Genomic DNA, 14,178 nt, shown 5'->3' with positions numbered 1-14,178 from the left:
CTGAACTCATGAACACAACAAGGTACCTTCTAAACGGTATCTGACAAGGAGGCATCATTCATGCTGGAAACAGTTGAGCTTAGCAAGAGCTTCAAGGGTAAAATGGTCGTGGATGGCGTAAGCTTGTATCTAGAAAAGGGAGAGTCTGTCGGACTCATTGGTCCAAACGGAGCAGGTAAATCAACAACAATCTCGATGATCTCTTCCCTGCTCGCACCTACACATGGGGATGTACGATTGAATGGAAAAAGTGTCATTCAGAATCCGCAGATTATTCGCAATGTACTCGGAGTTGTACCTCAGGAAATTGCGTTATATGGAGAGCTTAGTGCCTATGAGAATCTGATGTTCTTCGGACGTATCTACAAACTGTCCAAGAAAGAACTGGAGAGTAAAATCCAAGAAGTTCTTGAGATCGTAGGTTTGCGTGATCGGCAGAAAGAACTGATCAAGACATTCTCCGGTGGTATGAAAAGACGTATTAATATCGCCGCATCGCTGATTCACGATCCACAAATCGTCATTATGGATGAACCCACAGTTGGGATTGATCCACAATCGCGCAATCATATTCTGGACATCGTAAGAATTCTTAATCGTGAAAAAGGGACGACCGTCCTCTATACGAGCCATTACATGGAAGAAGTTGAGCAGCTATGCAATCGCATGTACATTATGGATCACGCTAAAGTGATCGCTTCTGGCACGAAGGAAGAACTTGGTCGCATTTTATCCAATGAAGATACGATCATACTCCAATTGGATGCCTATGATGATGCACTGATCCATGATATTCGTGAAATGGAGTCCGTGTTGCAAACAGAAAAAACCGACGAAGGACTTAAACTAATCGTGACCAAACAAAGCCGTATATTGAGCGATATCGTACAACGTGCTGAACAGCACAAGGTTCAACTGATCAACATGAATGTGCACAAACCGAGCCTGGAGGATGTATTTCTTCAGTTAACTGGTCGGACTTTGCGCGATTAAAGGAGGATGTGCATGAACATATTTTTTAAAAAGGATATGCTCCTTAACTGGCGAGATCGCAAAGAAAACATCATTTCACTCGTTATTTCAGTTGTCCTGATTACCGTTCTAGGATATATACTTCCAGGCTGGATTGAGAATCCGACGGCCAACCTTCATCTAAAAGCTGCTTATGTTGTAAGTGATGATGAGGCTGCTGGAATACAACAGTTTAAATCATCTTTGACAAGCTCGGGACTCGATAAAGAAGCCGCCACATCGTTAGCCGCAAAAGCTGAGCACATCAGTCCTGCCAAGCTGCTTCAAGCGTATCTAGCAAATAAACAAGTAACCAAGATGGTCGAATGGGTTCCACTCAAGAAAGAAGAAGCCGTGCAACAATTGAATGCTGGTGACGTGCAAGCTATCGTAACGATACCAGAAGGTTTCACCTTCCGCACATTAAACAAGATCCTGCTTGGTGAAGGCAACGGTATGCCACTACAACTTGTAGCTAATGATCCATCAATCAAAGTCGGTGCCCTTCAAGGCATCATTGACGGGTACGCGAAACAGTTCAATACAAACTCAAGTATTGCATTCGCTATAGCTCAAGCAGGATCATCTGCTAATTCTATGTCTATAGTCGTACCGACAATTGGCGGTTTGGAACAGATTGAAGGCCTTCGTGCGATCACTTCTTATCAGTACTTTACCCTCGCAATCGGAGTCATTTTTGCGATGTATGTAGCTGCAAATACAGCGAGCAAATCAGTCGTCGAGAAGCGCGAGCAAGTGTTTCAACGAATTTTACTTTCTGGAAGTAAATCAATTTCCTATTTAGGTGGTAAGTTCGGCTCGACCCTCATTATGTCCCTACTCAAATTTTCAATTGTTGTCGTTGTTTCACACTTCATCTTGAATCTATTTCCCGGCTATTCGTTGAATTTCTGGCTCGGGTTTATGTTGTTAACCTTGATGATGGGACTCTTCGTTGCAGCGATGGCCGGATTGTTCACAGCTGCGATGTATCGAATCCAACCAGATACGACCAATGCGATCATACAATCGTTACTGCTTGTGATTGGTGTGATTGGTGGTAACTTTGTTCCTGTCTTTATTTTACCAGACAGTATTCAAATGTTATGGGTGTGGACACCAAACGGACTTTGGCTATCGACGATGATCCAGTGGATTCAGCAGGAATCATGGTCTGTTATGACACATGGCGTAATCAACTTGGCGTTGTACACAGTTGTGATCATGGCAGTTAGTGTTTGGTTGTTTCCAAAAAGGGGGCAGATCTAGATGAAACCTATCTTTTGGGCGCAGTGGATGAAGGAAAAGCGTTCCCCGTATGCGGTTCTAATTTTTTGTGCGATTACGATCGTGGCGACTCTGCTATTCGGCTCTAGTTCAAATACGAAGCTTAAGATCGATGCATTCCTTGGAGAAGGTGTAACGACTGATGATACCAAACAATGGATCGAGCAACTTAATGAAAATGGAGCATTTCAATTCAAACTTCGAGGCGAAGAACAAGCTGTATCTGCTGTTCGGGAGGGACGCTCCAGCGTGGCAGTCAAGCTACTTAAAGACGATTACCGAATTATTGCGGCGTCAGATAACTTTAATGTAGATATGGTTCGACAGCATCTTCAGACGGTTTACACAGAGAAACTCAAAATCACTGCTGCTGCTTTACAAGTCAAAGATGAGTCAAAGTTCCATGAATCCATGTCCAGATTTTTAGAGCAACCCCCTCTCACACTCCATTCTTCTACGCCTTCTGGCGGTGTGCTCAGAGATTACGATATGGGGCTGCAGCTTATGTTCGGCTTCACTTTGTTTCTCGTCATGTTCACAGTCGGTTTCAAAGTTAACGCTGTGACATCGGAAAAAGTATCTGGCATCTGGAATCGTGTTATTTTATCACCAGTAACCAAGACTCAAATGTACTTGGGTCATCTAACATACAGCACATTGATCGGCATCATCCAAATTACGATTATTTTCTTGCTTTTTCATTACGGATTCGGTTATGACCTAGGTAATAACATTGGGATGCTTGCAGCTACTGGCGTACTCTATGTCATTACAATTGTAGCAATGAGCATGTTATTTACCGGTCTTGTCAAAACCCCCGAACAATTCATTACCATATTCACATCCATCGTACCGATCATGCCTCTAATCAGCGGAGTATACATGGCACCAGGAACGATCACGAACGATGTGCTACTATTCATTGCCCAGCTGACCCCGCTTCAACACGCGATGGATGCCTTGCTTGGGGCTGCATTCTATCATCACGGCTGGACAGAAATCTACTTACCTCTTGCCAAGCTACTGCTAATGGCTGTTATCTTCTTCGGGGTTGGGATTAATTTAGTGGAGCGCAGGCGAGCTTAGGTCATGTGGAAAAGCATTGCAGCCGTTGGTTGCAGTGCTTCTTCTTTATTCCTATTGATGGATAATAATTAAACATTTATTATGCCAGTTAGAAACTTTCATCTAAATTATTCGTCTAACGATTGGTTATCTATTACGAGGGGAGTGTTTCCGATATGAAAAAGAAATGGACCAGATCTGCTGCTGCTTTTGCAATATGTATAAGTTTACTTGCGCCAACGGGGATAAGTCATGCTGCCTCAACTGATGTGCAGGTGAAGTTGCCAAATTATAAAGTTACACTGAACGGTCATACGGTAAATAACCTGAATCGTAAGTATCCACTGATCGTATATAAGGACATTACTTATGTCCCCATGACTTGGTATGACTCACATCTGCTCGGGCTCAACATGAAGTGGTCGCTAGAGAAAGGGCTAGACATATCCAAAGGTCAAGTTAGTTCCTCTTATGCAACCTATCCATCTGAAAGTATAAATACGACATCTTACACAGCTGAAGCTCCCGCCTCCACGATTACAATCAATGGACAAACCATCGACAACTCGAAAGAAACTTACCCACTCCTCAGCTTCCGTGATGTCACCTACTTCCCGCTCACTTGGCGGTTCGCGCATGACGAATTTGGTTGGGCATACAATTGGGACAATGCTGAGGGGCTGAGTATACAGTCCAATAATCCGCAGATCTTAACTCCCGAATTACCTGCATATAAAACCGATCGTGATCTAGCTATGTATAAGGGATACTACTATTTTCTTGAAACATCGGGAGACGTTAATCAGATCTATCGAGCACCCCTTAATGATATTTCCAAAAAAGAATCCATATACACGTACGAACTTCGCCGAGACGATGATCAAAGTCCCTCCATACACTTCCATATTATTGAGGGTGACCTCTGGTTTTCCTACCATCTTGGCAGCAATTTAATGGGCATTAATCATAATGTAAAAGTGAATGATGTGGGCAAAGGTGAGCTTCAATTCAGTGACGGCGGATATTCCGAAATTATTAAGACGCCTTATGGGATCATAATTAATAGCTTAGGTCCTAATTCTTGGGATAATAATTTGTCATGGCTAGAACCTGAACATCAAAATCAACCTAGAAAAAAAATTGGCGATCCAAAGTTCATATACGGTCGGTACATTAATGATGAAAATCCCAGTTTCAAAGTCCGTGATATCGGTAACAGTGATACTGGGCAAGTTATAGGAGACCATCTTTATATCCGAGCAACTCCCCAATCCGCTTTAACAAATAATAGTGATCGAAATCAAATTTACAAACTCAACTTAACAACAAATAAGTCGGAGAAAATTATTACATCAGGAGTCAGCCAGTTCCGAGTAATCGGAGAAAACCTGTATTATGTCAAGGATACGGACTTTGCTTTGTACACATCGAAATTAGACGGTTCAAGCGAGCGAAAGTTATCCGAGAACTCGGTATCTTGGTTCGATGGCGTTAACGGCAACTTGTTCTACACAACTGCAATCCGTAACAAAGAAGAGAAATACCATCTTTATCAAGTAAACGAGAGCGGAGTAAATAAACAGCTCCTGAAAGAAAAACTTGACGGTGTTCAATTATTGAACGGAAAACTGATCTGCCAGCTCGACGCGAAGGAAGATTACGGTACGAAGGTGCTCGATAGTTCGGGCAACCTCATCTTGACACTAACCGACTCCATTTCGCGCTTACTCCCTTCCGACGATGCAATTCTGTTCACGACAGCTGGTGACTCTACAATTAAGGTCATTCGATAAACTTTTTTACCGAGATATGATCAAGGAGCTTATCATGAGCTGCTGACAAAAAAACACGTCTAGATAAAGACGTGTTTTCTTATTCGTGGAACATCCCACACATTGAGAAGAAATCGGGTACTACTTATCACGATGCATCTGAACAAAAGTACATGCTCCGCCTCAAGACCGATATCATTACCATTCCATAGCAGGTTTGAAGGTAACTATAAATTTTATACAATCCAATTATTGAGTTCATATTCAGTTCACAAATGAGACTTACAATCACAACATAATCAATTCAAGCGAGAATTTAGGGGGAATTAACATGTATCCAATAAACAATGAATGGGCTGTTGAAGCAAACGGTCTCGTCAAAGTATTCGGCGAAAATCGTGCAGTAGATGGCGTGGATTTAAAAGTTAAAGCAGGTTCAATCTATGGGGTTCTAGGTCCGAATGGTGCGGGAAAGACGACTACAATCAGCATGCTTGCGACTTTACTTCGTCCGGATAGCGGTTCTGCAAAAATCTTCGGGCATGATGTGGTAAAAGAATCCCATATTGTTCGCCAGTTAATTGGCGTCACAGGTCAATATGCATCTGTAGATGAATCGCTAAGCGCAACAGAGAATCTAATCATCTTCTCTCGTCTGCTTGGACTCAGCCGTGCAGAATCGAAGAAGAAAGCAGCCGATCTTCTCGAAGAGTTCGGATTAACAGATGCGGCGAAGCGACCACTGAAGAATTTCTCAGGCGGTATGCGCCGCAGACTCGACTTAGCGGCAAGCTTGATCGCGCAGCCACCGCTTATTTTCCTAGATGAACCTACGACTGGACTGGATCCACGGACTCGCGCCCAAATGTGGGAGACGATTCGCAGACTCGTGAAAACAGGCTCCACGGTACTGCTAACAACACAATACTTGGACGAAGCTGATCAACTCGCTGATCGAGTAGCTGTGATTGACCGCGGACACGTCGTGGCTGAAGGTACAGTAGATGAACTGAAAAGTTCCATCGGCACTTCTTCGCTGCAACTGCGCGTCCAAGATACCCAAGATATCGTGCGTACTCGTCGTATGATCGAGCAAGTGCTCAAAGTGCCAACGAATTTATCTTCCGAAGCAGGTAAAATTACAACGCCGCTGGCTAATCCTGACCTTGTAACAGATCTCTTAATCGCCCTTCGCGCTGAAGGTATTCACCTAACGGAATTAAGTGTCCAGAAGCCGACTCTTGACGAGGTATTCCTAACGATTACAGGTAATGGTGTAACGGATGAATCCACGGATACACCTCAGCAATCCAAACAAATGGAGGTAGCAAACGTATGAGTAGAAACGCATATGCAGCAAGTGCAACTCAAACCCTTAAGAAGCATGCCAGCTTCGGTCAATCTATTCGTCAAGCATTAACGATGGCCTATCGAGGTTTACTTAAAATAAAGCGTACACCCGAGCAATTGTTTGACGTAACCCTTCAACCCATTTTGTTCACGTTGATGTTTACGTATATTTTCGGAGGAGCGATCTCCGGTGACATACAAAGTTATTTGCCTGTCATTATCCCAGGGATTCTCGTTCAGACCGTCATTACCACTTCAGTCGTCACAGGTGTTCAATTGCGCGAGGATATGGATAAGGGTGTCTTTGATCGATTCAAATCACTGCCAATTGCACGAATTGCACCCTTAGCAGGTGCGCTGCTTGCCGACACCGTTCGCTATACGATTGCAACTGTCCTTACATTCGTAATGGGATATATCATGGGCTACCGACCTGAAGGTGGACTTGAGAGTGTCGCACTCGCGGCTGTACTCGTTATCTTCTGCTCATGGGCAATTAGCTGGATCTTTGCTTTCTTCGGCGTTATCTCCCGTACAGCTTCCAGCGTACAAGGGATATCGATGATCGTGCTATTCCCACTCACTTTCTTATCCAATGCCTTCGTACCTGTAAACACAATGCCGAGTTGGCTGCAATGGTTCGTGAACATCAACCCTGTATCCCACCTTGTCTCTGCCGTTCGTGAGCTAACGAACACAGGCACAGTTGGATCTGATCTTGTCATCTCCCTAATCGGAGCCATTGTGATTGTCGCGATCTTCGCACCGATTACTGTTCGTGCTTACATGCGCAGAACTTAGTACATGAGTCGTACATTTAACTTCTCTTTGTATACAAAAGACCCCGAACTTGATAACAAGTTCGGGGTCCATCTATTTATCCATAACGATTAAGTAATGGAAGCTTCATAAATACCTTTAATTGTATGACCCAACAAAGCATCGAAATCTTCTTCGGTTTGTTGCGCTGTTAATCCTTGCGATAATGCACGAGAGAAACTTGCGATTAAGCCGTTATTGCGAGATAACTTTTCGTTCGCATCGGATTGTGAATAACCACCAGATAATGCGACAACACGCACCACGCGCGGATCTTCCATCAATTCTTTGTACAAATTATCTTGCGTCGGAATCGACAGCTTCAACATGATTTTCACATCGGAATCAAGCTTGGCTAATTGAGCAGCAATCTCATCTTTCAAAATTTGCTCCGCTTCCGCCTTATCTGAAATGTTAATATCCACTTCAGGCTCGATAATCGGTACAAGTCCCATTGCCGCGATTTGTTTACCGACTTCGAATTGTTGTTCCACTACTTTCTGGATACCAGCTGCATTCGCTTCTTTAATGACAGAACGCATTTTCGTACCAAAAATATGACGATCTACCGCACGCTGAAGTAAATCATTCAGTTCTGGCATCGACTTCATTACCTGAACACCATTCTCAAGATCCGCAAGACCTTTGTCCACTTTCAAAAAAGGAACAATGCCTTTCTTCTCCCACAAATAATCTGCTGTGTATTCCCCGTCAATCTTACGATCCATCGTGTTCTCAAATAGGATCGCTCCCAATATGTACTTGGAATCAAATGATGGACTCTTAATAATGCGTGTACGCATATCGTGTACTCGACCATACATCTCTTCTTCACCTGAATAGCTATCTTCTTTCACACCATACTCCAGCAATGCCTTCGGTGTACTGCCACCACTTTGATCCAAAGCTGCGATAAAACCTTGACCTGATTGAACGCGTTCTAACTGTTCTTTATTCATGAAAAAACGCTCCTTCCCTAGCATGGAATAAATAGTTACTTGAATCCTTTTATTATAGCACTTTTGTGAAAAGACATACATGCCCTAGTTTCAAAAAGGGAATGATTGCCCCTTCGCCGAACATATTCATCATACATATTGGAACAATTTCCGCGTAGAACGGTGGTTTATGATGACAACACCTATCACCCTAACTAAACTAAATATCCCCCACTGTCGAACCAAACTCGTTACTCGTCCTCGATTAATGACTATTCTTAATGAAGGACTAGAACGTAAGCTAACTCTCATCTCAGCATCTGCTGGTTATGGCAAAACGACTCTAGTAAGTGAATGGATTAACCACTCGCCTTACCCGGCGGCATGGTTATCACTAGATGAACAAGACCACAATCCCATCCGCCTCCTCACCTACTTCATTCGTGCACTACAGACGGTAGAACCGAAGTTCGGTGATCATCTAATCGATCGCCTTACCTCCTCACAACCTATACCTAATCATCTATGGATGACAACACTATTAAATGAACTTACCACAATCACAAGCCCATTCGTCCTCATTCTCGATGACTATCATCTCATTGATACTGAACCCGTAAACGATATGATAACTCTACTTATCGAGCATATGCCGCAGACCATGCATCTATATATTCTTACACGTACACAACCTAATTTAGCTCTATCCAGGCTGCGCGTTCGACATCAATTAACCGAAATTCGACCCCCATCACTACAATTCACCTCTGCAGAAACAGATGATTTCTTACATCAAGTCATGGACCTAAATCTTTCTTTGGAAAATAGGATGGTGCTTCATTCCCATACTGAAGGTTGGGTCGCTGGGTTACAACTAGCAGCTCTATCCATTCAGGGTAGTCTAGACCCTAATCCTTCTCTACAACAATCCGAACAAGTTCAGACGTTTCTACTACAAACTTCAATTGTAGAACGGTTGTGTGGCTCGCTTTGTGATGCTTTAACTTCGCATAACTTCGCCTCCACAGACCAGCAATCAAGCACTTTATCAGGTCAAGAAACATTAGAATACCTCGAACAAATAAATCTTTTCATTATACCGCTGGATCAAGAGCGTCGATGGTATCGATACCACCATTTATTTGCGGATGTGCTACGCAAAAAGCTACAACCTCATATCTCCACTCTTGATAATAAGGATGTCTATATGGCTGAGCTGCATCATCGTGCTAGTCAGTGGTTTGAAGAACACCACTTCGAAGAGAAAGCCTTTCACCATGCTGCTCTGTCAGGCAATATCGACCGCGCCGCTTACTTAATGGATGGGAACGGGATGCCGTTCATTTTTCGAGGAATCCTTACACCTGTACTAGAGTGGCTGGATACTTTATCTGACTTGGAACTGAATACCCGACCCTCATTATGGGTCACCTATGCCGCTGCCCTGCTCATCTCTGGTCACATAAGCAACATCGAACCTAAACTCCAAGCTGCCGAAAGCCTGTTAAAGAAGACAACTCACGAACAACATACACGTGATCTAATCGGACATATCGCATCCATACGAGCAACCATTGCGGTAAGTAAACATGATCCTGAAGTCATTATTGCGGAATCTCTCCGTGCATTACATTATTCTAGTCCAATTAACCTCCCTATTCGTACTGCTGCGAATTGGTCTCTTGGATACGCCTACCAACTTCAAGGCAATCGCCTTGATGCAAGTAAAGCCTATACGGAAGCGATAAGAAGCAGCCAGCAAATCAATCACCACATCATCACGCTGCTAGCTACACTTGGGCTTGGCAATCTACAAGAAGCAGACAATTTACTACTTGTGGCTAGCGATACCTATCAACTTGTCATTGAGCAGGCAGGGTATCCTCCCCTTCCTGTAACGTGTGAGGCATACCTTGGATTAGCGCGTATTCAGTATGAATGGAACAACTTGGAGACAGCTTTACAGCATGTGGAACAAGCGATTCAGCTTGCTAGATTATTAGATCAGTCCGATCGGGTCATCGCAGGGGAAATATGGCTTGCGAAGATCAAGCTTGCACAAGGCGATTGTTCTAGCGCGGCCACTCTACTTGCGCAATGCGAACATATTGCTAAACAACATCAGTTCATTCACCAGCTCCCAGATCTCGCTTCTGTACAAGTGCTCGTCTTGATACGACAAAGCAATGAACTTGCAGCTACATTCCTAGCTAAGAAGTTTAACTTAACGCAAGATATAGCTCGGATATATCTTTCGAAGAATGAACCAACAGCAGCGCTAATACTCCTTGAGCCGCTATTCGAACAAGCACAAGGAGCCCAACATCAAGATAAGCTGCTATTGATCATGCTTCAGCAATCGGTCGCCTATTATTCACTTGGAGATAAACGACACGCAATGCAATTGTTAAAAGATAGCTTATACCATACCGAATCCCATGGATTCATTCGAACGTTCATCGAGCTTGGAAAGCCCATGTTTCAATTGCTGCAGGAAACGGCTAATGTTGGCTTGATGCCAAGCTATGTGCAACAAATATTAGTCCATTTTGATACAACGTATACCGCTCATCATACTTATTCTCTGATCGAACCCTTAAGTTCACGTGAAATCGAAGTTCTTCGTCTGATTAGTGAAGGGCAATCTAACCAAGAAATCAGCGAGAAACTGTACATTGCATTGGCAACGGTTAAGGAACATAACCGAGTAATCTTTGATAAATTGCAAGTGAAACGCAGGACCGAAGCAGTCGCTCGTGCACGTGAGCTGGGGTTTCTATAAGGGGACACTCATGCAACCACAACCCCATTTTTACAAAACCATACTTTAGTATCTGTTCTCACTTCGCTCGTAATCGTTATACTCATTGCAAAATGATGTAGAGGAGACACCTTATGCGAGCAATGATATGTACGAAATATGGTTCACCTGACGTGCTTAAACTACAAGAAGTAGATAAACCCTTCCCAAAGCCTGATCAAATCCGAATCAGAATTCATGCTACAACCGTAACCTCTGGAGATTGCCGTGTCCGTGGGTTCAAGAGCCCTCTCTTATTATGGCTTCCTATGCGGCTCTTCTTAGGGATACGTATCCCAAGAAAACCAATTCTAGGCGTCGAATTCGCAGGGGAGGTTGAGGCAATAGGACATAACGTCACACGATATAAAGTCGGAGACCAAGTATATGGACTAAATGGCATGCAATTCGGTGCTCATGCAGAATTTATGTGTATATCTGAGCAAGCTAACCTCGCTCTAATGCCGGCATCGCATACTTATGAAGAAGCGGCTGCAATTCCTTTTGCCGGAACAACGGCCCTTGACTTCCTTCGTCGCGGACATATCCAGAAAGGACAACACGTGCTCATATACGGTGCATCAGGAGCTGTCGGAACCGCTGCTGTCCAGCTTGCCAAACATTATGGAGCGGAAGTAACAGCCGTATGCAGGACAGTCAACTGGGATCTTGTTCAATCGCTAGGCGCAGATCATGTGATTGATTACACGAAGGAAGATTTTGCGAGTATAGGGAAACGGTACGATCTAATCTTCGACGCTGTTGGCAAAATCTCAAAATCTAGTTATAAAAAAGCTTTGCTCCAAAGCGGTAGATTCGTAACCGTGGAAGGGCAAGGCATCGCAAAAGTACACCCAGAAGACTTGGAATTTCTAAAAGTATTAGTGGAAATGGGTAAGCTGAAAGCTGTAATCGATAGAAGCTATCCCTTCGAGCAAATTCCAGAAGCTCATCGCTATGTGGAGCAAGGACATAAGAAAGGGAATGTGGTGATCGTCGTTTCACAATAAATTCGTAAATTATTTTCTAAAAAATGACATATTGTTCCCTCTTCTCGCATGTAATGATTCTGATATCGTTATTTTGTGAAAAGAGGTGAAAATTCGTGTTTAGAAGATTAGCATTGTTCCTAGTTGCCCTTCTTATGGTACAGGCAATATCAATTAGCATTCCTAAGTCCGCACTTGCCGCAAGCAATCGCGCACCAGTCGCCATAAACGGTACACTCACTGTCATGCAGAATCAAGCAGCATTGAACTATTTGCAAGCAACCGATGCGGATCGTGATTCATTAACCTTCATCATCGTCACTCAGCCATCCAAAGGTTCAGTCGCTTTAACCAACAAGAAAACAGGCGAATTTGTATATACACCAAAGTCTAACGTTAGTGGCTCTGATTCATTCACTTTCAAAGTAGATGATGGGGAAGATGACTCCAACCTAGCCACGATGAAAATTACGATTACTGCACCTAATGTGAAACCCGTAGCGATTGGAGCTAATATTGCAACAACCATGAACGCTGAACTTGCCTTTGCTCTGCAAGCTGTAGATTCTGACAATAACACGCTAACCTACAGCATCGTCTCCGCACCAACTAAGGGTAAGATTACTTTCATCGACAAGGATAAAGGCACAATTCGTTACAAACCGAACTTGAATGTTGCAGGAACCGATTCCTTCACATTCAAGGTGAACGACGGTCGAGTCGATTCAGCACCTGCCACTGTAAATGTTTCTATCTATGGGAATAATGAACCCCCTGTCGCTGCAAGTCTCGTCATTACAGGCACTCCTCAAGTCGGAAAAACCTTGACCGCCAACTATATTTACTGGGATCCTGAGAATGATCCAGAAGGCAGATCCCTCATTCGATGGTATGCAGCAGATCCTGATGGAACGGACAAGAGACTCATCGCGAATGAAACAAGTACTACACTGCGCCTAACTTCCGCACATCAAGGTAAAATCATCTCATTTCGTGTGACACCTGTATCGTCGACTGGTAATTCAACTGGATCGGTTGTTGAAAGCCCTGCTACTCCTATCATTGTTGATGAATACGGAGCAGTAGATCCGAATTCAACTTATATCGAGATCCAAACGCCATATGGCGTCTATCGCATTGCCGTGAATCGTGCGTCACTTATCCCTGGACTTAGCCAGTTACTTGCGGCTAATAACCTGAGAGTCGAAGATGTGAAGCTTAATATTTCTTTACGCGATCAGATTAATAGCAAAGATATTCGAAGTGCTCTATCTAAGGATCTACCTAGTGCGAATGTGCTTGGTGCGGTTGTCGATTACAATATCGACATCATTAACAGACGTACAGGAAGAACCCTTACGAATTCAGACTCGATTAGCCTCTCCTTACCGAAGTTAATCCCGCTTCCGAAGAATATGACGCATTTGCCTGATGCATGGGGAGCCTTCCACTATAACACGAAGACCAAATCCTTCGAGTTCGTACCTGCTAGACAAATCACGATCGATGGTGTGACTTATGCTGTCATCACTTCGGGTACGAATGATGTCTATGTGGTTGTCGAAAATCAATTATACTTCTCCGATACCCAGTATCATTGGGGTAAATGGTTCGTACAGAATGCCGCTGCCAAAGGACTGCTCTTCGGGGTTGGTAACAATCTGTTCGATCCGGAAAAATCCGTCACACGAGCCGAATTCACATCCATGATTGTCCGTGCACTCGGTCAAGGAACTTCCGCGTCAAACAGATCTTATAATGATGTGCCAGCTAATGCTTGGTATGCAGGAACAGTAGCTAAGGCCAAAGAACTCGGTCTACTCAATTTCGCAAGTCCGTATTACTTCTACCCAGATGATCCAATCACTCGTGAAGAGATGGCAAGCGTACTTGCCGCAGTCGTTAAGCTCCAGAAAACATCAACCACAATGGAGTATGTGAGCTTGAATCAGTACCAAGATATTCGAAATGCGGATCCTTCCCTCTTGGAGGACATTCGCTTAATTGTTAAGCTCAAAGTGATGACAGGAACGAGCAATGATACATTCAGTCCTAAGGGTGAGACTACACGCGCGCAAGCTGCTGTTGTGCTAATCAAGATTTTGCAGACAACAAGCATGATTGATTAAGTCATTCTCAATTGGAAA

The 14,178-nt window shown here is 43.7% G+C and carries 10 protein-coding genes; 9 read left to right on the top strand and 1 reads right to left on the bottom strand.

Translation table 11 applies throughout. From position 1 onward, the window contains the following. The first annotated feature begins 60 nt into the window (after nt 1-60). The 6 genes from NV379_RS14285 (at nt 61) to NV379_RS14260 (ending at nt 7,286) form a co-directional block, all read left to right on the top strand. Nucleotides 61-993, top strand: a complete 933-nt coding sequence (locus NV379_RS14285) for an ABC transporter ATP-binding protein (RefSeq protein WP_258207989.1) — start codon at nt 61-63, stop codon at nt 991-993. A gap of 12 nt (nt 994-1,005) precedes the next feature. After that, the gene (locus tag NV379_RS14280) at nt 1,006-2,280 is read left to right on the top strand and encodes an ABC transporter permease (protein WP_258207988.1); all 1,275 of its coding nucleotides are present in this window, start codon (nt 1,006-1,008) and stop codon (nt 2,278-2,280) included. After that, nucleotides 2,281-3,384 carry an ABC transporter permease gene (locus NV379_RS14275; RefSeq protein WP_258207987.1) on the top strand — a complete coding sequence of 368 codons (1,104 nt, stop codon included), beginning with the start codon at nt 2,281-2,283 and terminating at the stop codon, nt 3,382-3,384. A 155-nt stretch (nt 3,385-3,539) separates the two neighbouring features. Further along, complete coding sequence (locus NV379_RS14270; RefSeq protein ID WP_258207986.1) at nt 3,540-5,156, top strand: DUF5050 domain-containing protein; 1,617 nt, start codon at nt 3,540-3,542, stop codon at nt 5,154-5,156. A gap of 310 nt (nt 5,157-5,466) precedes the next feature. Further along, nucleotides 5,467-6,474, top strand: a complete 1,008-nt coding sequence (locus NV379_RS14265; RefSeq protein WP_258207985.1) for an ATP-binding cassette domain-containing protein — start codon at nt 5,467-5,469, stop codon at nt 6,472-6,474. Further along, nucleotides 6,471-7,286: an ABC transporter permease gene (locus tag NV379_RS14260; protein ID WP_258207984.1), complete on the top strand. Its 816-nt coding sequence runs from the start codon at nt 6,471-6,473 to the stop codon at nt 7,284-7,286. The genes NV379_RS14265 and NV379_RS14260 overlap by 4 nt, the downstream gene beginning before the upstream one ends. Nucleotides 7,287-7,375: 89 nt before the next feature. Here NV379_RS14260 and NV379_RS14255 read toward each other — a convergent pair whose 3' ends face one another. After that, nucleotides 7,376-8,263: a fructose bisphosphate aldolase gene (locus NV379_RS14255; protein WP_258207983.1), complete on the bottom strand. Its 888-nt coding sequence runs from the start codon at nt 8,261-8,263 to the stop codon at nt 7,376-7,378. Nucleotides 8,264-8,435: 172 nt separating this feature from the next. Between NV379_RS14255 and NV379_RS14250 the strand changes: the two genes are divergently transcribed. From NV379_RS14250 to NV379_RS14240, 3 genes are all read left to right on the top strand, one after another. Continuing rightward, nucleotides 8,436-11,024 carry a winged helix-turn-helix domain-containing protein gene (locus NV379_RS14250; protein WP_258207982.1) on the top strand — a complete coding sequence of 863 codons (2,589 nt, stop codon included), beginning with the start codon at nt 8,436-8,438 and terminating at the stop codon, nt 11,022-11,024. A 113-nt stretch (nt 11,025-11,137) separates the two neighbouring features. Further along, nucleotides 11,138-12,052, top strand: a complete 915-nt coding sequence (locus tag NV379_RS14245) for an NAD(P)-dependent alcohol dehydrogenase (protein WP_258207981.1) — start codon at nt 11,138-11,140, stop codon at nt 12,050-12,052. Nucleotides 12,053-12,147: 95 nt separating this feature from the next. Then, a complete protein-coding gene (locus tag NV379_RS14240) occupies nt 12,148-14,160 on the top strand; it encodes an S-layer homology domain-containing protein (protein WP_258207980.1) in 2,013 nt (670 codons plus the stop codon). The last annotated feature ends 18 nt before the right edge of the window (nt 14,161-14,178 follow it).

Origin of the sequence: Paenibacillus radicibacter, from assembly GCF_024721995.1 — a bacterium.
In the GTDB taxonomy this organism is placed as follows: Bacteria; Bacillota; Bacilli; order Paenibacillales; family NBRC-103111; genus Paenibacillus_AM; species Paenibacillus_AM radicibacter.
This window is presented reverse-complemented; position numbering and strand designations above follow the sequence as displayed.